General features: G+C 57.9%; 17 protein-coding genes. 14 read left to right on the top strand and 3 right to left on the bottom strand.

Annotation, left to right across the window (positions count from 1 at the left end):
- The first annotated feature begins 145 nt into the window (after window positions 1–145).
- Window positions 146–616, top strand: coding sequence for an RrF2 family transcriptional regulator (locus tag HMPREF2999_RS07180; RefSeq protein WP_005507162.1), 471 nt, complete (start codon window positions 146–148; stop codon window positions 614–616).
- A gap of 645 nt (window positions 617–1261) precedes the next feature.
- The gene (locus HMPREF2999_RS07175) at window positions 1262–2443 is read left to right on the top strand and encodes an FAD-binding oxidoreductase (RefSeq protein WP_070675697.1); all 1182 of its coding nucleotides are present in this window, start codon (window positions 1262–1264) and stop codon (window positions 2441–2443) included.
- A 156-nt stretch (window positions 2444–2599) separates the two neighbouring features.
- Here the strand turns inward: HMPREF2999_RS07175 and HMPREF2999_RS07170 are convergent, their stop codons facing one another.
- Window positions 2600–4006 carry a phosphomannomutase/phosphoglucomutase gene (locus HMPREF2999_RS07170; RefSeq protein WP_005507160.1) on the bottom strand — a complete coding sequence of 469 codons (1407 nt, stop codon included), beginning with the start codon at window positions 4004–4006 and terminating at the stop codon, window positions 2600–2602.
- Window positions 4007–4143: 137 nt separating this feature from the next.
- On the opposite strand from HMPREF2999_RS07170, the gene manA reads away from it, so the two are divergent.
- From manA to HMPREF2999_RS07155, 3 genes are all read left to right on the top strand, one after another.
- Window positions 4144–5331 carry a mannose-6-phosphate isomerase, class I gene (gene manA / locus HMPREF2999_RS07165; protein ID WP_070675699.1) on the top strand — a complete coding sequence of 396 codons (1188 nt, stop codon included), beginning with the start codon at window positions 4144–4146 and terminating at the stop codon, window positions 5329–5331.
- A gap of 299 nt (window positions 5332–5630) precedes the next feature.
- Complete coding sequence (locus HMPREF2999_RS07160) at window positions 5631–5900, top strand: ACT domain-containing protein (protein ID WP_012904166.1); 270 nt, start codon at window positions 5631–5633, stop codon at window positions 5898–5900.
- A 9-nt stretch (window positions 5901–5909) separates the two neighbouring features.
- A complete protein-coding gene (locus tag HMPREF2999_RS07155) occupies window positions 5910–7265 on the top strand; it encodes a PFL family protein (protein WP_070675700.1) in 1356 nt (451 codons plus the stop codon).
- Window positions 7266–7361: 96 nt separating this feature from the next.
- Here HMPREF2999_RS07155 and HMPREF2999_RS07150 read toward each other — a convergent pair whose 3' ends face one another.
- Both HMPREF2999_RS07150 and tmk read right to left on the bottom strand, forming a co-directional pair.
- Window positions 7362–8501, bottom strand: a complete 1140-nt coding sequence (locus HMPREF2999_RS07150) for a DNA polymerase III subunit delta' (RefSeq protein ID WP_070675702.1) — start codon at window positions 8499–8501, stop codon at window positions 7362–7364.
- Window positions 8498–9214, bottom strand: a complete 717-nt coding sequence (tmk, locus tag HMPREF2999_RS07145; protein ID WP_083315074.1) for a dTMP kinase — start codon at window positions 9212–9214, stop codon at window positions 8498–8500. The genes HMPREF2999_RS07150 and tmk overlap by 4 nt, the downstream gene beginning before the upstream one ends.
- 159 nt (window positions 9215–9373) lie before the next feature.
- On the opposite strand from tmk, the gene HMPREF2999_RS07140 reads away from it, so the two are divergent.
- The 9 genes from HMPREF2999_RS07140 to rlmB all read left to right on the top strand — a co-directional run bounded on the left by HMPREF2999_RS07140 (window position 9374) and on the right by rlmB (window position 17849).
- A complete protein-coding gene (locus HMPREF2999_RS07140) occupies window positions 9374–10576 on the top strand; it encodes a trans-sulfuration enzyme family protein (RefSeq protein WP_070675704.1) in 1203 nt (400 codons plus the stop codon).
- A 48-nt stretch (window positions 10577–10624) separates the two neighbouring features.
- The gene (locus HMPREF2999_RS07135; protein ID WP_005507153.1) at window positions 10625–10942 is read left to right on the top strand and encodes a DUF2516 family protein; all 318 of its coding nucleotides are present in this window, start codon (window positions 10625–10627) and stop codon (window positions 10940–10942) included.
- A gap of 220 nt (window positions 10943–11162) precedes the next feature.
- Entirely contained in the window at window positions 11163–11900 is a 738-nt protein-coding gene (locus tag HMPREF2999_RS07130; protein ID WP_070605018.1) for a phosphoglyceromutase, read from the top strand.
- A gap of 167 nt (window positions 11901–12067) precedes the next feature.
- Window positions 12068–13210 (top strand): sensor histidine kinase, encoded by a 1143-nt coding sequence (locus HMPREF2999_RS07125; RefSeq protein WP_012904157.1) that lies wholly within the window; start codon window positions 12068–12070, stop codon window positions 13208–13210.
- Between the two features lie 41 nt (window positions 13211–13251).
- On the top strand, window positions 13252–13935 hold the full coding sequence (locus HMPREF2999_RS07120; protein WP_005507150.1) for a response regulator transcription factor: 684 nt from the start codon (window positions 13252–13254) through the stop codon (window positions 13933–13935).
- 15 nt (window positions 13936–13950) lie between these two features.
- Window positions 13951–14694 carry a 2-C-methyl-D-erythritol 4-phosphate cytidylyltransferase gene (gene ispD / locus HMPREF2999_RS07115; protein ID WP_070675705.1) on the top strand — a complete coding sequence of 248 codons (744 nt, stop codon included), beginning with the start codon at window positions 13951–13953 and terminating at the stop codon, window positions 14692–14694.
- Between the two features lie 89 nt (window positions 14695–14783).
- Window positions 14784–15266, top strand: coding sequence for a 2-C-methyl-D-erythritol 2,4-cyclodiphosphate synthase (gene ispF, locus HMPREF2999_RS07110; RefSeq protein WP_005509302.1), 483 nt, complete (start codon window positions 14784–14786; stop codon window positions 15264–15266).
- Between the two features lie 82 nt (window positions 15267–15348).
- Window positions 15349–16767 carry a cysteine--tRNA ligase gene (gene cysS, locus HMPREF2999_RS07105; protein ID WP_070675707.1) on the top strand — a complete coding sequence of 473 codons (1419 nt, stop codon included), beginning with the start codon at window positions 15349–15351 and terminating at the stop codon, window positions 16765–16767.
- Between the two features lie 95 nt (window positions 16768–16862).
- A complete protein-coding gene (rlmB, locus tag HMPREF2999_RS07100; RefSeq protein WP_070675709.1) occupies window positions 16863–17849 on the top strand; it encodes a 23S rRNA (guanosine(2251)-2'-O)-methyltransferase RlmB in 987 nt (328 codons plus the stop codon).
- Window positions 17850–18852: the final 1003 nt, after the last annotated feature.

Here is an 18852-nt window from a genome sequence, read left to right as displayed (position 1 = left end):
TCTTGCCTCTCTTGCCGCCCCTATACAATTCCAATGTAAGATTTTTGAACGCGTCGAACCCGCCCGGGCTCACGCATCCGTTGCCGTCTCTGTGGAAGTTCTCTGTGGAAGTGACGGCGACACGAGAAGGATAGAAGGAGTATCCATGCGTTTGACAGCATTCTCGGATGTCTCGCTCCGCGTTCTGATGCTCCTGTCTGCTCTGGAGCCCGGTCAGAAGCTTTCCACTCAGAAGATCTCTGAGGGAGTGGATACCCCCTACAACCACGTGGCGAAGGCTGTGGCTTTCCTTGTGAACATGGGTTACCTGGATTCGACTCGCGGTCGCGCCGGTGGCGTCATGCTTTCCGACGCTGGTCGTTCTGCGACCGTCGGCACTGTTCTTCGCGCTACTGAGGGCGATATCCCCATGATTGAGTGTGAGGATGAGAACGGCCACTGCCCCCTCGATAAGTTCTGCCGCCTGCGCAATGTGCTGGCGAAGGCTCGTGAGGCGTTCTATGCATCGGTTGATTCGGTCGTCATTAGCGAGCTGACCGCTGGTGCACGTCCCGTTGGTCCGGTATTTGTTGAGCTGGGCTTTGCGCCTCCGGAGAATGCGCTGCCTGCGCGCTAGACTGGCAGGCTGAAAGAAATACGTGATACCTGTGGAGCTTTCCGGTGGGAGGCTCCATAGAGTTTTTAACATGAAGTTTAGGGTGTTTTTGCGGTTGATGCGGGGGCTGCTGGGCGGTTCACGCGGGGGTCTCTCGGCTTTCTTGTAGGGGTTTCTTGCAGGGTTTTCGAGGGGAGTGGGGAGTATTTTGTCGCTGCTTGCGTGACTGCTGGAACCTGCGTGAGTCCTAAATTTGTGCAGTAAATGCAGAATATTGCAAATTTGCTTTTCAAATGCAGAAAATGTGACCATATTCATTTTTGCACCACACTGCATACTTTCCATAGTAAATATATTTTCATTCCAGAATTTTTATGCAGACTTCGGGGCTAGTCACCCGGCGAACTCAAAATCAGTGCTGAAAATATATAGTGTGACGCGGGGCTCTCTCTTTGAGTCAAGCTGAACCATAAGTCTCGCCTAGACCCCTCAACACCCCTCAGGGAGTGACCTGCACTCAGCGCAAACACCCCGCAAAATGCTACGGTAAGGGTGCTTTATAAACACTTCGTCACCAACTGAGCTGTCCGAGTGAATGCCCCAGCATCACACATATCAAGGGCATCATCACAACGACCAGGTGACCACACAGGAAGAAGGCAAGACATGCTCTCCGAGAAGTCCCGCCCCATTATTGAGGCAACGCTGCCCATCATTGCTGAGCGCATCAACGACATCACCCCCGACTTCTACCGTCGAATGTTCGCCGCCCGCCCCGACCTGATGGACGGCATGTTCTCCCGCTCCTCCCAGCTCGAAGGCACCCAGCCCAAGGCACTGGCAGGCTCCATCGCTGTGTTCGCTTCCTACATCGTCCAGAACCCGGACTCCTACCCCGACGAGGTCCTCTCCCGCGTTGCACACAAGCACGCATCCCTGGGCCTGAAGGAAGAAGAGTACCCCACCGTCTACAAGTACCTCTTCGAGGCGATCGCCGCTAACCTGGGCGACCTGGCTACCCCCGAAATCGTTGAGGCATGGACCGAGGTCTACTGGCTCATGGGCAACGCCCTCATCAAGCTGGAGAAGGGCCTGTACGCTTCCCAGGCAAACGACGTCATGTTCGCACCCTTCAAGCTCGTTGACCGCAAGGAGACCGGCGAGAACGTCGTCGTGCTGACCTTCGAGCCCGCCGATGAGACCCCCATGACCGAGTCTAAGGGCGGCCAGTACATTTCCATCGTCGTTCCCGCACGCGACGGCCTGCGCCAGGCACGCCAGTACACCCTGCTGCCCAGCGAGAAGAACCAGCGCCGCATCGGTGTGAAGCTCGACCCCAACGGCGAGATGACCTCCATCCTGCACGAGCTGGAAGTTGGCGCAGTCGTCGAGCTTTCCAACCCCTACGGCGACCTGACCCTGGAAGGCTTCGGCGACCCCGAGGCACCGCTGTACCTCTTCTCCGCAGGTATCGGCACTACCCCCATGCTCAGCTTCCTCTCCGAGCTGGTTGAGAAGGGCTCCGAGCGCCCCGTGACCGTGGTCCACGCAGACCGCCGCCTGGACACCTGGCCCCTGCGCGAAGAGCTCGCCGAGCTCGTCGGCAAGCTGCCCAACGCACGCCTCGTATCCTTCATTGAGGGCGAGGGTGGCGACTTCACCGGCCGCGTCGACGTCTCCAAGCTGGACGTTCCCGCCAACGCTAACGTCTACCTCTGCGGCCCGCTGCCCTTCATGCAGGGCGTACGCTCCGCACTGGTTGAGGCAGGCGTTCCCGGCAAGAACATCAACTACGAGATCTTCGGCCCCGACCAGTGGATGCTCCACGACCAGGCTCGCGAAGCGTAAAAACCCCGTAAGCCGGCTCGTCCGCTAGGTTTCTTAAACCCGGCTAGGTTCTTCCTCAAGATAGGAGAACCTAGCCGGGTTTTTAGAACCCAAAATAAAAGATCCCGCCCCGCAGATGAATCTGTGGGGCGGGATCTTTAGCAGCTAGTCTAGTGCTTAGCCCTGGCGAACCAGAGCCAGAACCTCGTCGCGGACGCGCTCCATAGTCGCAACATCCGGTGCCTCAAGGTTCAGGCGCAGGAAAGGCTCGGTGTTCGAAGGACGCAGGTTAACCCACCAACCCTCTTCGGTGTTGGTGAAGGTGGTGCCGTCGGAGTCCTCAACAACCACGGGAGCGTTAGCGTAGTGTGCACGCACGCGGTCCACAGCGGCAGCCTTGTCTTCCAGCTCGGAGTTGATCTCACCGGAAGCAACGTAGGGGGAGTACTTCGCGCTGATCTCGGAGAGGGGCTTGTCGCCGCCACCCAGAGCAGCCAGCACGTGCATTGCAGCGAGCATGCCGGTGTCTGCGTTGAAGAAGTCCTTGAAGTAGTAGTGAGCGGAGTGCTCGCCACCGAAAACGCCGTTCTCCTCAGCCATAACAGCCTTGATGAAGGAGTGGCCCACGCGGGTCTTCACTGCGCGGCCGCCCAGCTTCTCAACCAGCTCAGGAACAGCCTTCGAAGTAATCAGGTTGTAAATGATAACGGGCTCTTCGTTGCCCTCAGCCTTCGCACGAGCAATCTCGCGCTCAGCAACCAGAGCGGTCACAGCGGAAGGAGTGACGGGCTCACCCTTCTCGTCGATGACGAAGCAACGGTCAGCGTCGCCGTCGAATGCCAGACCAATGTCAGCACCGTGCTCAACAACAGCCTTCTGCAGGTCAACCAGGTTAGCCGGCTCCAGCGGGTTAGCCGGGTGGTTCGGGAAGGTGCCGTCCAGCTCGAAGTACAGGGGAACGATTTCCAGGGGCAGGCCCGGCAGGATGGTGTCGCCCAGAACAGCGGGAGTGGTCATACCACCCATGCCGTTACCAGCGTCAACAACAACCTTCAAGGGGCGGATGGAAGACAGATCAACCAGCTTGCGCAGGTACTCTGCGTAAGGCTTGAGAATGTCCTTCTCAGAAACGGTGCCGACCTTCTCAACCGAAGGAATCTCGCCCGAATCCAGGTACTTCTGAGCCAGATCGCGAATATCGAACAGACCGGACTCGGAAGACAGCGGAACAGCGCCAGCCTTAGCCATCTTCATGCCGTTGTACTCTGCGGGGTTGTGGCTAGCGGTGAAGGTAACACCGGCAGCGTTCTCAACGCCACATGCGAAGTACAGAACGTCAGTGGAGATCAGGCCGATCTTCTCAACATTTGCACCGCGAGCGGTTGCACCCTGGGCGAATGCATCCATGAATTCGGGGGAGGAGGGGCGCATGTCGCCACCGACCAGAATGGTCTGGCCCTCCAAGCCGAGAACGTCTACGAAAGCCGCGCCGGTAGCGCGAACAGTCTCTGCGGTAATGGTTTCGCCGACGATGCCACGCACGTCGTACGCTTTGAATGAGTCATGTAGATTAATAGTAGTCACGCCTTTTATTTTAGCGGTAAAGAAGTGCAACTAGCCTCTATAATGGGCAGGTAAAACCTTATAAATTCCGCTGAATGTATGGGTTTTTTATCACGTCACTTGCTTCAAACAACTCACGTCGAGAGGTATTTTCCCCCATGGGTGAGATTTTTCCCCTAAAAAACCAGATTCAGAATTATGCGTGGGGTTCCCACGAAATTCTCGGACGCATGCGTGGCGTGCCCGTCCCCACCGAACAGCCCGAGGCTGAGGTGTGGGTTGGCGCGCATCCGGCTGCGCCCTCCCGCGCGACCGTTGACGGCACCGACTCCCCGCTCAACGAGCTGATTCAGGCTGAGCCCTCCCGTTTCTTGCGTCCGGACCGTACCTCCGACTGGTTCCCCTTCCTCTTTAAGATCCTTGCGATTGATGCACCCCTGTCGATTCAGGTGCACCCCACCCCCGAGCAGGCTATTGCCGGCTTCGAGGATGAGCAGGCACGCGGCATCGCGATTGACGCGCCGCACCGCAACTACAAGGACCGCTACTCCAAGCCTGAAACCGTCATTGCCTTGACCCAGATGCGCGTGCTCACCGGTGTGCGCACCTCCGAGCAGCTGGCAGAGCTTGCCGAGGGGTTCAAGGCGGACTGGCTGGCAGAGCGTGTGGAGCTTACCCCCAAGCAGCTGCTGACCGAAATTATTCGCATGCCCGAAGAGACCGCCATCGCGGCTGTTGAGCAGCTTGTTGAGGCGGCAGCACAGCTGACCGGCTCCGACAACGCACTCATCGCTGACGCAGCTGAGCTCGTGCAGATCGTCGCCGGCAAGTACCCCGGCGACCGCGGTCTGCTCGTTGCCTTCGTCATGAACCTGGTTCACCTGGCACCGGGCGAATCCGCTTTTACCCCCGATGGTCAGGTACACGCCTACGTCTCCGGTACTGCTATTGAGCTGATGAACCCCTCCGATAACGTGATGCGCGCGGGCCTGACCGCAAAGCACATCGACGCTGAGGAGCTCATCAAGGTTCTTGGCGAAAGCCAGGACGCACCCGTCATTCAGCGTCCCACCCCCGAGAACGCACCCGTCGGCTCCTACGCCATGTGGGACGAGCGCATGAGCGTGACCCGCATCCGTGTTGAAGAGGGCAAGCCGCAGGAATACACCTTCGAGGGCATTAGCGCCGCGCTGAGCGTATCCGGCAAAATCACTATTCACGCAGCAGACGGCAACGGCACCGAAGAGTTCGTTTTGGGCGCCACCGAGTCGGTGTTGCACGTGGGTGAGCCCTCGGCGGCAACCCTGAGCGGTAATGGCGAGCTGTACATCGCTTCTTATGTTTAGGAAATAATCCTCGATAACTAAAACTTCTAGACAGTTATAACTAGCCAGTTATAAGGAGTGTCGAAAGATACTTCAAGACTGGCACATAATAAAGAATCCACGTTCTTCCCTGTATCTATTCAGGTCGGGGGAGGCGTGGATTCTTTATGCCCCGATTTTGGGATGCAGGGGATATTTTTGTGTCTACCCTGCACAGTGTGTTCTGGGTAACCTATAATTGCTCTTATAAATATGCGTGTACCTGTGCCTTTATGCACCTCTTCATTGGGTACGCAGCCCCAAGCCACTAGGAGAACACCGTGAAGATCATCCTCACCGTCACAGGCATCGACCACGAAGGCATCATCGCCGCCGTGACCGCAACCCTCGCCGAGCGCAAGGTCAACGTCCTTGACGTCTCCCAGACCATCATGGGCGAATACTTCACCATGATCATGCACTGCTCCTTCGACGAAGAGCAGCAGAACCTCATCGACCTGCAGGAAGCCATGGTTGGTGTTGAGCACGAACAGAAGGTCCAGATTCGCATCCAGGCAGAATCCATCTTCAAGGCAATGCACACCATCTAAGCGGCCACCATGATGAATGACAATATTCTTGAAACCATCCGAATGATCGAGGAGCAGAAGCTCGACATTCGCACCGTCACCATGGGCATCTCCCTGCTCGACTGCGCCGACTCCGACGGCGAGGTAGCCCGCCGCAAAATCTACGACAAGATCACCAGCCGCGCCGCAAACCTCGTCAGCGTCTGCGAAGGTATCGAAGCTGAGCTTGGCATCCCGATCGTCAACAAGCGCATCGCCGTCACCCCTATCGCGCTGGTGGCAGGCGCCTCCAACGATGAGGACTATGTAGAGTTCGCCCGCACCCTCGACGCGGCAGCTAAGGCAGTCGGCGTGAACTTCGTCGGCGGCTTCAGCGCCCTCGTTGACAAGGGCATGACCCCCGCCGACGAAAAGCTGATTCGCTCCATCCCGCGAGCGCTCGCAGAAACCGACGTGGTCTGCTCCTCCGTAGACATTGGATCTTCCCGCGCCGGCATTAACATGAGTGCCGTCAAGCTCATGGGTGAAACCATCCGCGCCACCGCAGACCTGACCGCGGACGCACACGGCTTCGGCTGCGCCAAGCTCGTCGTCTTCGCGAACGCCGTCAGCGACAACCCCTTCATGGCGGGCGCATTCCACGGCGTGCAGGAGGCAGACACCACTATCTCCGTAGGTGTCTCTGGCCCCGGCGTGGTACACCGCGCCTTGCAGAGGGCCCGCGGCGAATCCTTTGACACCTGCGCTGAAGAAATCAAGAAGGCAGCCTTCAAGATTACCCGCGTCGGTCAGCTGGTCGGCACCCTCGCCTCTGAGCGTCTGGGCGTACCCTTCAACATTATTGACCTCTCCCTGGCACCCACCGCAGAGATTGGCGACTCGGTCGCGCACATCCTCGAAGAGATGGGTCTGGAAACCGTCGGTACCCACGGCACCGTTGCGGCACTTGCGCTGCTCAACGATGCGGTGAAGAAGGGCGGCCTCATGGCGTGCTCGAACGTCGGTGGCCTCTCCGGGTCCTTCATCCCGATCTCTGAGGATATCGGCATGATTGAATCCGCAGCCGCCGGACACATCACCCTGGACAAGCTTGAGGCGATGACCGCCATCTGCTCGGTGGGCCTGGACATGGTCGCGGTTCCCGGTGACACCCCCGCCGCCACCCTCGCCGCAATGATTGCCGACGAAGCAGCAATCGGCGTGATGAACCACAAGACCACCGCGGTCCGCGTCATCCCGGCGGTCGGCCTGGGCGTAGGCGACATGGTCGAATTTGGTGGCCTGCTCGGTCGAGCACCCGTCATGCCCACCCACACCCCCAGCGCGGAGGCGTTCATTGCCCGCTGCGGTCGTATTCCGTCGCCGGTTCACGGTTTCCGCAACTAAACTCTAGAGGCGCTGAGAGCCAATAGAAAAAGGGGAGGCACCGAAGATTATCTCTTCGGCGCTTCCCCTTGTGCTGTATGAGCTACCAAGAAGCTTCTAGTACACGAAGCGGCTCATCAACGCCTCAAGTGCCAGACGCGCATTCGCGTTCGTCTTCAGGCGACGCAGAGTCAGCTCGACCGCCTGCACATCCTCCAGCAGCTGCTGGGCGGAACGGCGGGTGCAGAACGCCTCCAGAGGCTCACGCAAATGCTCATTGACCAGCGGAGCCTGCGCCGACAGAGCCACCGTCAATGCATCACGCAGAACCGTCTGAACCTGCGCCACGGAACGCAACAGCGTATCGGAGGAAACGCGCTTAGCGCGGCGCTTCTGCTGCTCCTCCAGGCGGCGAACCTGTGCACGCAAAGATGGCGAAACGCGCTCGCCTTCGCGAATACCCAGCAGAGCCAGAAGCTCCTGGCGTTCCTGCTCATCCTTGAGAGCGGAGACGGCTTGTGCGTCCTGGTCGGCAAGGTCGGTGAGCTTCTCTGCTGCGTTGAAAGCCGAAGAAATAGAACGAACATTCAGAATCAGGGAGGTAATCAACTCCCGACGAGCCATCGCCTGCTCATCGGTTGCCAAACGGTACCCCTCCTGCGCATCACCCAGAGCCAGACGCGCCGCACGCTGCGCCAAAGGATCCACCACACCGTGCGCCAACAAATACTCGTGCACCTGCGCATCGGTAGGAACCGGCAACTGCACCGGACGGCACCGCGAACGAATCGTCACCAGCACATCGGTGGGGGAGGGCGCCGTCAACAACCAAATCGTATGCGGCGGCGGCTCCTCAATCGCCTTCAGCAGCACATTGGAGGTACGCTCCGGCATGCGCTCGGTGTCCTCAACCAGAATCACGCGCCAGCGACCCACGGTCGGGCGGTCCTGAGCCTTCATGACCAGCTCGCGCGCCTCATCAATGCTGATGTGCGTCGCCTCGGTACTAAAGTGCGTAAAATCTGCGTGCGAACCGTTCATGACGGTCACGCAGCCCTTGCACTGGCCGCATCCGCGGTTCTGCGGGTCGGGCTGCTCGCATAGTAGCGCGGCAGCGAAAATTTTTGCAGCCTCACGGTGAGGCGCACCGGTCGCGCCCGTGAAAAGCCAAGCGTGTGTGGGGCGGTTGGCGGCGGCGTCCGTGCGTAGTTGCTGGAGCTTATCGGCGGGAATCAGCAGGGTATCCCAGAGGCTCATGAGTCCTCCTTACCGGTGCGGACCAGCTCGCGGAGGGCAAGCAGAGGCTCAACCACCTCGAGCACGCGCGCGTGCACCTGCTCAATCGTGCCCACGCCGTCGATGATGCGGTGCGAACCGTTAGCGTCCTCACGGGCGATTTGCTCGAACGCACCGTGGATACGTGCCTTGAACGCGGCGCCTTCAGCCTCAATACGGTCGACGGTGCCGCGCTGGTCCATGCGTTCCTGCTCGGCGCTCAGCGGCACGCTCAGCAATAGGGTCGCGTCGGGAACCAGGTCGGCGGTAGCCCAGCGGCTCAAATCGACGATGGCTTCAATACCCAGGTCACGGCCAACACCCTGGTACGCGGCGGAAGAATCAATATAGCGGTCGCTCAGCACGATGGCGCCCTCAGCGAGCGCGGGGCGAATCAGCTGGGAGGCGTGAGCCGCGCGGGACGCCGCAAAGATCAGCGCCTCGGTGCGGTCGTCAATGGTGCCCTGACCTGCTTCCAGGACGAGGGCTCGCAGCTTCTCGCCAATCTCGGTGCCGCCGGGTTCGCGAGTGGTGATGACACGGTATCCGCGGGCGCTGAGCGCTTCATTCAGCAGGGTGAGCTGGGTGGTTTTGCCGGCACCGTCGCCTCCTTCGACCACGATAAAAAGCCCGCGGCGACCGTTCGGGTCGGCGGGAAGATTCTGTGCATCGGGGGTGTAGCTGAGAGTATCCATCACCTTTAAGGGTACCGGGTCTCTTAGCTGCACCGGTGCGGTTTTGGTGATACCTCCGCGTGGGATTGGGCGCGTATCAAGGTAAAAAACATGTAAATCCTGCGTACCGTCACCCGTGCGGGCGTGCGTTCTGGGCGCGGGTGTGCCAGGCTTAAAGACATGAGTGCAGATAACCACGACATGAATTACTCCGCAGAGACCTTCGTCGTCTCTGGCGGCCGCCCGGCACACGAGCATGACGCGCCGGTGAACCCTCCGATTGTTCTTTCTTCCACTTACCGCGGTGTGGACGCCGTCAATATTGAGCAGGACCGCGTGTACGCCCGCTTCTCGAACCCCACTTGGGAGGGCATGGAAGAGGTTGTGGCGAAGCTGGAGAACGCTACCCAGCCCGGTCTGCTGTTCCCCTCCGGTATGGCTGCTGTCGCTGCTGTGATCGACCTGGTGCCGGTTGGCTCCATTGTTCTGATTCCGAAGCACGCATACATGGCGTCGGTGACCCTGTGCAAGGATTTGGAACGCCGCGGCATCATTGAGCTTGTTCGCGTGGACATTGAAGACACCGAGAGCGTTATCGCCGCTATGGAGGATGCCGCATCCCGCGCCGGCGTGACCCCCGAGAACGTCAACTACTCGGCACCGAAGGTCCTGGCGTGGCTGGAAAGCCCTACGAACCCGATGCTTGAGGTTGCTGACCTGCCTGCCCTGCTTTCTGCTGCTCGCCGTCTGGGCATTGTGACCGCGGTGGATAACACCTTCGCGACCCCGATTCTGCAGCGTCCCCTGGATTTGGGCGCTGACGTGGTGGTTCACTCTGCAACGAAGTTCCTGGCGGGCCACTCTGATGTTCTGCTGGGTATGATCTTGACCTCGAATGAGGAGCTGTACAAGGCGATGCTGCACCACCGCATCACCAACGGCGCAATCCCCGGTCCGGTGGAGGCGTGGCTTGGTTTGCGCGGTCTGCGCACCCTGGCACTGCGCGTGGAACGTGCGGTGCAGAACGCGCAGGTTCTCGCAGAGCGTCTGAGCGAGCACCCCTTCGTGACTGAGGTGCGTTACCCGGGTCTGGAGAGCGATCGCGGTCATGAGGTTGCGAAGAAGCAGATGGATGGTTTCGGTGCGATTCTGTGCGTCACCCTGGATACCGACGCATCGGGTGCCCGTAACGTCGTGGAGGCGTTGAAGCTGTGGACCCCGGCGACCTCTCTGGGCGGCGTGGAGTCTCTGGTGGAGCGTCGTCGTCGCCACGGTAACGAGCCGGATTCGATTCCGGAGTCTCTGCTGCGCCTGTCGGTGGGTATTGAGAACGTGGATGACCTTTACAATGACTTGGTTGAGGCCTTCAAGGTTGTCCGCTAAGCGCTTTGCTAGGGTTGTCTAGAGAAGCTGCTGATTCTAAGGAATACTATGTCTCCTATTCTGCTGGTCTGGTATGTGACCACTTTTGTTGATACGCTGCTGGCTATCGCTGGTGCCGCGGTTGGTGTGCTGGCTTTTGTGCGTGCGTGGATGTCACCGGCGAACGCGTACGATTTTGCCGGTAAGCGCCCGAAGAACACGTGGCTGGCTTTGACCGGTGGTTCTGCTGCGGTGTCGCTGTTTAGCGTTTTTGCTGCGGTGACTGGCGGCGGTAATACTGTGCTGATTCTTCAGCTGGTTGCTGCTGTGATTAGCTGTGTGTTCTTGGCTGGTGTGTGGCCTTCGGTGGGTCGCCGCCGTTTCTAGCGTTAGCTTGTGCGCTCGCTTTGTGCGATAGATGGTGAAGCCTCGTGCGCTGTCTGACGGGTTTGTTCCGGTCGGATGGTGTGCGGGGCTTTTCCCTTTTCTGGCGGGGTTTTTGAGCCTTTCGTTCTGGTAGAAAAGACCCTTATAAATTTTTGGGAGAATGCATATTTTCTAGGCTCTAAGGCATGACAAACCGGCGGGTAAATGAAAAAATAGAGGTATGACTTACAAACTAGTACTCCTGCGCCACGGCCAGTCCGAGTGGAACGAGAAGAACCTGTTCACCGGCTGGGTGGACGTTAACCTGACCGATAAGGGCCGCGCTGAGGCTAAGCGCGGCGGCGAGCTGCTGGCAGAGCGCAACATCCTCCCCGATGTTGTTCACACCTCCCTGCAGCGTCGCGCAATCAACACCGCAAACCTTGCACTGGATGCAGCAGACCGTCTGTGGATTCCCGTCAAGCGCACCTGGCGCCTGAACGAGCGTCACTACGGTGCTCTGCAGGGTAAGAACAAGTCCGAGATCCGCGAGGAATACGGCGACGAGAAGTTCATGACTTGGCGTCGTTCCTACGACGTTCCGCCGCCCCCGCTGGATGACAACGACCCCTACTCGCAGGCACACGACCCCCGCTACGCGGATGTCGAGAACGCTCCTCGCACCGAGTGCCTGAAGGACGTTCTGGGCCGTATGCTTCCCTACTGGGAGTCGGACATCAAGCCCGACCTCGCAGCAGGCAAGACCGTTCTGGTTGCTGCACACGGTAACTCCCTGCGTTCGCTGGTCAAGCACCTCGAGGGTATTTCCGATGAGGACATTGCTGGCCTGAACATCCCCACCGGTATTCCGCTGTACTACGAACTGGATGAGAACTTCCAGCCCGTCAAGGCTGGCGAGTACCTGGACCCCGAGGCTGCTAAGGACGCTATTGCTGCCGTAGCAAACCAGGGTAAGTAATACCTCCGGCAGGGTTTCACCCCTGTCATTGTGATGAGCCGTCCACCGTTGAGGTGGGCGGCTCATTGCGTTCTCTGCAGGGTTTCTGTACGGGGAGCCTGCCTGAGAAGACGGGCGTTCGCTCAAGTGCTGGGTATCTGCCACATTTATACTTATGGGGTACCCGAATGGAAGGGAAGTACATGGATGCCGGTCTGATCGCCTTTATTGCGGGCATGATAGGTCTGTTGGTGGGCGTCCTGAGCATGAACGCGGTGGCGCGTAGTGAGCGGGAGCAGGAGCGTAGCTTGGTGTCGGCGCCGGCGCTGCGTGATGGTGCCGCTCAGGTGCTTGCTGTGATTGGTCGCGCATACCTGGTGATTGATGAGGTGGGCGGCGTGGTTCAGGCTTCTCCGGGTGCGTATGCGATGGGTTTGGTGCGTGGTCATACGGTGGCCTCTGATGAGTTGGCGGATATGATTCGCACGGTGCGTCATCGCGGTATTTTTGCGGAGCGTACTTTTGAGATTGACCGCGGCGAGGGTGAGGCGCTGGTCTTGGATGTGCGTGTTGCTTCGCTGGGGGACGAGTACATTCTGGTGCTCGCGGATGACCGCACTGAGATTTCTCGTGTGCAGCGTATGCGTAATGATTTTGTGGCGAATGTGTCGCATGAGTTGAAGACTCCGGTGGGTGCGGTGAGTCTGTTGGCTGAGGCTATTGAACAGGCGAGTGATGACCCGGAGGCGATTGAGTATTTTGTGGGGCGTCTTCATAAGGAGACTCGCCGCCTGTCTGCGCTGGTGCGTGACATTATTGAGCTTTCGCGTCTGCAGTCGACCGATGTGATTGCGCGTGGTGGTCCGGTGTCGGTGCCTTCTTTGGTGGCTGATGCGGTGGATCGTTCGCATATTGTGGCGGAGGAGAAGGACATTCAGATTTCTACCCGCATCGAAGAGGTGCCCGAGGTGTACGGTGACGCCGAGCTGCTCGGTATTGCTGTGCAGAACCTGGTGGAGAACGCGGTGCGTTATTCTCCGGAGCATACGAAGGTGGATATTTGGGTGCACCGTGTGGCGGATCAGCTGCTGGTTGAGGTTGCTGATCAGGGCGTGGGTATTCCGGAGGACGAGCAGAAGCGTATTTTTGAGCGTTTTTACCGTGTTGATCCGGCTCGTTCGCGTCAGACTGGCGGCACTGGTTTGGGCTTGAGCATTGTGAAGCATGTGATGACTCAGCACGGTGGTAGCGTGACGGTTCGGTCGATGCCGCAGGAGGGTTCGACGTTTACGTTGGCGTTGCCGCTGAATGAGCCTCCGGCCGCAGTGTAGTGTTAGCGGTATAGGTTTTATGGAATCGAAGGAAGTTATTGATGTCTAAAATTCTGATTGTTGAGGACGAAGAGGCCCTCTCGGATCCCCTTGCGTTTTTGCTGGGTCGTGAGGGTTTCCAGACGATTGTTGTGGACAACGGTCTGGATGCTCTGCCGGTGTTTGACCGCGAGGGCGCGGATTTGGTGCTGCTGGATGTGATGCTTCCGGGCATGTCCGGTATGGAGGTGTGCCGTAAACTGCGTGAGGTGTCTTCGGTCCCGATTATCATGCTGACCGCTAAGGATTCTGAGCTGGATAAGGTGCTCGGTCTGGAGCTGGGTGCTGATGACTATGTGACGAAGCCGTATTCTGCGCGTGAGCTGATTGCTCGTATCCGCGCGGTGTTGCGTCGTCGTTCGGCGGAGACTGATTCTGCTACTGAGTCGGTGCTGCAGGGCGGCCCGGTGCGTATGGACATTGACCGCCATGTGGTGACGGTTAATGGTGAAGAGATTTCTATGCCGCTGAAGGAGTTTGAGCTCCTGGAGATTCTGCTGCGCAATGTGGGTCGTGTGATGACTCGTGGCCAGCTGATTGAGCGCGTGTGGGGCGCCGACTATGTGGGCGATACGAAGACCCTGGACGTGCACATTAAGCGTCTGCGTTCGAAGATTGAGCCGGATTCTTCTGCCCCGCAGTATGTGGTGACGGTTCGCGGCTTGGGCTATAAGTTCGAGGCGTAGGCGGGCTTGAGACTGATGAGTTCTGCTTCTGCGGCGAATACTGCTGTGATTGTTTTGGCGGCTGGTTCGGGTACTCGCCTGGGTGAGCCGATCCCGAAGGCTGCTGTGCGTGTGCATGGTCGTACCCTGCTGGATTATGCGTTGGAGGGTGCGCTCGCTTCGGGTGTTGCTGAGCATGTGGTGGTGACTGTTCCTGCTGATTGTTCGGCGAGTTGCCCGGAGCTTTTGGAGGATGCCCGCCGTGCCGGTGCGTTGATTACTGCCGGTGGTGATACGCGTACTGCTTCGGTGGTTGCGGCGTTGGATGCTTTGAAGGATGCGCAGGTTCCGGTGGATTATGTGCTGATTCATGATTGCGCTCGTGCTTTTACTCCGCCGCAGGTGTATCACCGCGTGCTTGAGGGTTTGGGTTCTGCGAGCCCGCAGGGTGTTGTGCGTGCGGTGATTCCTGTGTTGCCGGTGGTGGATACGGTGAAGACTGTGGATTCTGCTGGTTTGGTGACGGGTACTCCTTCGCGTGCGCAGATGCGTGCGGTGCAGACTCCTCAGGGTTTTGAGGTGACTGCCCTGTTGGCGGCGCATGAGCGTAGCCGTTCCCTGCCTGCTGAGGAGGCTGAGCTGTTGACTGATGATGCGATGGCGATGGAGGCTGCGGGCGAGCCGGTGTTGACGGTCGCCGGTGATGCGGATGCGTTTAAGGTGACGACTCCGATGGATTTGCGGGTTGCTCGCGCGCTGTTTGGTGATTCTGCTGCCTAACCTTGCCGCCTAATGCCTCTTGTACCTGCCTCTGTAGTGGGGCGGGCGCTGCTGCTGAGAAGATGTTTGATCGATTGAAGGGTCCTGTGATGACTGTTATTCCTCGTGTTGGTACCGGTGTTGATGTCCATGCTTTTGGTGAGGAGGGCACTCCTCTGTATATTGCTGGTCTGCATTGGCCGGGTGAGCGTGGTTTGAGCGGCCATTCTGATGGTGATGTGGTGGCTCATGCTGCCGCGGATGCTCTTTTTGCCGCCTCCGGTACGGGGGATTTGGGCTCTAATTTTGGTGTGGACCGCCCGGATATGAAGGGCGCTTCTGGTGTTCGTATTCTTTCTGAGGCTGCGGCGATTGTGCGTGCTGCTGGTTTTGAGATTGGTAATGTGAGCGTTCAGCTGGTGGGTAACCGCCCGAAGTTCTCTCCGCGCCGTGATGAGGCGAACCGTGTGCTGAGCGAGGCGGCGGGCGCTCCGGTGACGGTGATTGCGACGACTACTGATGGTCTGGGTTTGACGGGCCGCGGCGAGGGTGTGGCTGCTATTGCGACGGCGCTGGTGTATCCGCGTTCGTAGGTGTTTGGCTGCTTCGAGCCATTCTGTAACCTATCGCTGATTTAGCGCCCCGGCGTCTGAGCCGACCCCGTAGAATGAGAGTGTGACTATGCGTTTTTATGATTCAGCTTCCGCGACTATTCGTGAGTTTGAGCCCGTCGTGCCCGGTGAGGCGCGTATCTATTATTGTGGTGCTACGGTGCAGGGTGAACCGCATCTGGGCCACATCCGTTCGGCGTTGGTTTTTGACCAGTTGAGCCGTTGGATGCGTTACCGCGGTTTGAAGGTGACGACGGTCCGCAACGTCACTGATATTGATGACAAGATTTTGGCGAAGTCTGCTGATTCTATGGAGCCCGGTTTTGAGGGTGAGTTCCCGAATGAGCAGTGGTGGGCGCTCGCGTACCGTTTTGAGAAGGTTTTTGCTCAGGCGTATGCGGCGTTGGGTATTGATCCGCCGACGTATGAGCCGCGTGCGACCGGTCATATTCCGGAGATGTTTGCTCTGATTCAGCGTCTGATTGATCGTGGCCACGCGTATCCTGCACTGGATGATTCTGGTGACGTGTATTTTGATGTGCGTTCGTGGGATAAGTATGGTGCGCTGACGAATCAGAGCGTTGAGGATATGCAGGATTCTGCGGATGCTGATCCGCGCGGTAAGCGTGACCCTCGCGATTTTGCCCTGTGGAAGGGTTATAAGGAGGGTGAGCCGCTGACTGCTTCGTGGGAGTCTCCGTGGGGTCGCGGCCGTCCGGGCTGGCACCTGGAGTGCTCGGCAATGGCTGGTAAGTATTTGGGTTCGCGTTTCGATATTCACGGTGGCGGTTTGGATTTGCGTTTCCCGCACCATGAGAATGAGCTGGCGCAGTCGACTGCTGCTGGCGATGATTTCGCGAACTTCTGGATGCATAACGGCATGGTCACCTATGAGGGTGAGAAGATGTCGAAGTCTATCGGTAATACGATTTCGCCGGCGCAGATGCTGGAAATGGCTCGTCCGCTGGTGGTTCGCTACTACTTGGGTAGCGCGCATTATCGTTCTGTTCTGGACTACCGCCCGTCCTCTCTGCAGGAGGCGGCAACCGCTATTGAGCGTGTTGAGGCGTTCCTTGCTGCTACTCAGGATGTGCTGAAGCCGGGCCGTGAGGTTCCGCAGGCTTTCGCTGAGGCTATGGATGATGACGTGAATATTCCGCGTGCCCTGGCGGTTCTGCATGAGCAGACTCGTGCGGGTAATGCGGCGCTTGCTGCTGGTGAGGATGCTTCGGAGGCGGCGAATGCTGTGATGGCTATGGCTGAGGTTCTGGGCCTGGCGCAGCTGATGAGCTTTAATGCTGAGGGCACTTCGGGTGCTGAGCATGAGGCTCTGGATGCGCTGATTCAGGCTGTGTTGGCGGAGCGTGCTGATGCTCGTGCTCAGAAGGATTGGGCGAAGGCTGATGCGATGCGTGATCTGTTGGCGTCTGCTGGTGTGCAGGTGAAGGATGGCGCGAATGGTTCGAGCTGGAGCGTTGGCTAGAGGGTGATGTGCCCCGCGTTTGTGCGTAAGGCTTAGGTCGCGCGGGTTTCTCTCGCGTAGACTCGTATTCATTACTTTGACGAAGGAAGAGAAGAATGGCTAAGGCAGGTTCGCGCCCGGGCGCTACCAGCAAGAAGAAGGGTGCTACTAAGGGCACTGGTGGTCACGGCCGTAAGGCGCTTGAGGGTAAGGGTCCTACTCCGAAGGCTGAGGATCGCGTTTATCACAAGGCACATAAGATGAAGCGTGCGGCTGAGCGTCGTGCTGCTACCGGTACGAACCGTAAGTTCCAGACTCGTCTGGGCGGTAAGCGCGCTAGCGATGAGCTGGTGACTGGTCGTAATGCGGTGCTTGAGGCTCTGCGTACTGAGATTCCCTCGAAGCACTTGTACATCATGAGCCGTGTTGAGGTTGATGACCGCGTTCGCGAGATCATGACTATTGCGAATAAGCGCAATATTCCGATGCTGGAGATTCCGCGTAGCGAGCTGGATCGTTTGACTGATGGTTCTGTGCATCAGGGTGTTGCGATGCAGATTCCGCCGTACAAGTACCCGGACGCGACTGACCTGGTGCTGGATACTATGGAGCGTTGGCACTCGGGTAAGCTGTCGACTCCGCCGCTGTTTGTTGCTTTGGACGGTATTACTGATCCGCGTAACTTGGGTGCGATTATTCGTAGCGTGTCCGCGTTTAGCGGTGATGGCGTGATTATTCCTGAGCGTCGTTCGGCTGCTGTGACTGCTGGTGCGTGGAAGACTAGTGCTGGTGCGGCTGCTCGTATTCCTGTTGCGATGGCGACTAATCTGACTCGCGTGATTCAGCAGGCTAAGGAGCAGGGTATTTTCGTGATTGGTCTGGATGGCGGTGGCGATATTGAGTTGCCGGCTCTGGAGCTTGCGAATGAGCCGCTGTGCGTGGTGGTTGGTTCTGAGGGTAAGGGTCTGTCCCGCCTGGTGACTGAGAACTGCGATCAGATTGTGTCGATTCCGATTGATTCTGCGATGGAGTCTTTGAACGCGGCGATGGCTGTGGGCATTACTCTGTACGATGTTTCTCGTCGTCGCGCTTCCGCGAACTAGAGTTTTGAAGCTTGCGAGCTACAGCCTGTAGCTCTGTAGTTTGAACCCTGTAGCTTGAACAAGGAGGGCGCCCCCGTGAGGGGGTGCCCTCCTTTTCTGTGCTCTTCTGCGCTCTCCCCATATGTAGGTGCTCATATATAGGGAGGCAGCAGAGGGGGGGGAGGGGAGGTACAGAACGGGGAAGTGCAGCGGTACAGAAATACGGCGGTATGAAATACAGAGATGCGGTGATACAGAGATGGGGGAGGGGCGGAGCCCCTCTTCCCATCTTTTCTTCCCGTCTTCTCTTCCTATCTTCTTGATGCTGAGGGGCTCTTCTGCCCTTCTATATGGGCTCTATAGGGAGCTTCTGCAGATTTTTCGGGGTCTTTTGAAGGTTTTTAAACTTTTTTCAAAGAACTTTTGAGGAGCTTATCCTGCGTTGACTAGGGGTTTTGCTGTTCTGTTCGGGTCAGGGTGAACCTAAACCCCCTTATTTGTGCTCTACTTCACCCATTTTCGGGTTGCAGACCCATTTCGGCATCTGTATAGTTGTATGAGTCGCCGCGGCGAGGAGGAAAAAACGAAGAACTTCTTCGGTGTTTCTCCTAGTCAGAAGCGGTTGAATGACTTTCAATTGTATAGTGTTTTGGTTTCTTGCTTGAAGGAATTTCGGGTTGCCGGTTGGTGATGATGGAAGAGTTTAGGAAAGAAACATTGTGGTGCGAATCATGGAAAACGGATTTGCACGGCACACAAAACGCTGGTATAGTTGATTGAGTTGCCGCGGGAACGCGGTAACAATGAAAATAACATGAATGACCGTTCAACGGTAAGACTTCTCGAAAGAGTAAGTTGAGGTGTTGAATCGGTGTGTTGCTTGAGAACTCAATAGTGTGCTTTGTTCAATAAAATCACCATTATGGTGATGGAAACTGAAACTAATACCAAATATTTATTTATTTGATAATCATCAAATGGTTTCAAAAAAGTCAGCTTGAGTCACGCACCCCCGTGTGTGATT

This window comes from Rothia sp. HMSC066H02 (genome assembly GCF_001814995.1).
Lineage (GTDB): Bacteria > Actinomycetota > Actinomycetes > Actinomycetales > Micrococcaceae > Rothia > Rothia mucilaginosa.
Note: the sequence above shows the minus strand (reverse complement) of the source record. Positions and strands in the feature narration are given on the sequence as shown.

What these genes read in the sequence shown, in the direction of transcription:
- HMPREF2999_RS07180 (WP_005507162.1), top strand. Translation starts at nt 146, where the DNA reads ATGCGTTTGACAGCATTCTCGGATGTCTCGCTCCGCGTTCTGATGCTC.
- HMPREF2999_RS07175 (WP_070675697.1), top strand. Translation starts at nt 1,262, where the DNA reads ATGCTCTCCGAGAAGTCCCGCCCCATTATTGAGGCAACGCTGCCCATC.
- manA (WP_070675699.1), top strand. Translation starts at nt 4,144, where the DNA reads ATGGGTGAGATTTTTCCCCTAAAAAACCAGATTCAGAATTATGCGTGG.
- HMPREF2999_RS07155 (WP_070675700.1), top strand. Translation starts at nt 5,910, where the DNA reads ATGATGAATGACAATATTCTTGAAACCATCCGAATGATCGAGGAGCAG.
- HMPREF2999_RS07150 (WP_070675702.1), bottom strand. Translation starts at nt 8,501, where the DNA reads ATGAGCCTCTGGGATACCCTGCTGATTCCCGCCGATAAGCTCCAGCAA.
- tmk (WP_083315074.1), bottom strand. Translation starts at nt 9,214, where the DNA reads ATGGATACTCTCAGCTACACCCCCGATGCACAGAATCTTCCCGCCGAC.
- HMPREF2999_RS07140 (WP_070675704.1), top strand. Translation starts at nt 9,374, where the DNA reads ATGAGTGCAGATAACCACGACATGAATTACTCCGCAGAGACCTTCGTC.
- HMPREF2999_RS07135 (WP_005507153.1), top strand. Translation starts at nt 10,625, where the DNA reads ATGTCTCCTATTCTGCTGGTCTGGTATGTGACCACTTTTGTTGATACG.
- HMPREF2999_RS07130 (WP_070605018.1), top strand. Translation starts at nt 11,163, where the DNA reads ATGACTTACAAACTAGTACTCCTGCGCCACGGCCAGTCCGAGTGGAAC.
- HMPREF2999_RS07125 (WP_012904157.1), top strand. Translation starts at nt 12,068, where the DNA reads ATGGAAGGGAAGTACATGGATGCCGGTCTGATCGCCTTTATTGCGGGC.
- HMPREF2999_RS07120 (WP_005507150.1), top strand. Translation starts at nt 13,252, where the DNA reads ATGTCTAAAATTCTGATTGTTGAGGACGAAGAGGCCCTCTCGGATCCC.
- ispD (WP_070675705.1), top strand. Translation starts at nt 13,951, where the DNA reads ATGAGTTCTGCTTCTGCGGCGAATACTGCTGTGATTGTTTTGGCGGCT.
- ispF (WP_005509302.1), top strand. Translation starts at nt 14,784, where the DNA reads ATGACTGTTATTCCTCGTGTTGGTACCGGTGTTGATGTCCATGCTTTT.
- rlmB (WP_070675709.1), top strand. Translation starts at nt 16,863, where the DNA reads ATGGCTAAGGCAGGTTCGCGCCCGGGCGCTACCAGCAAGAAGAAGGGT.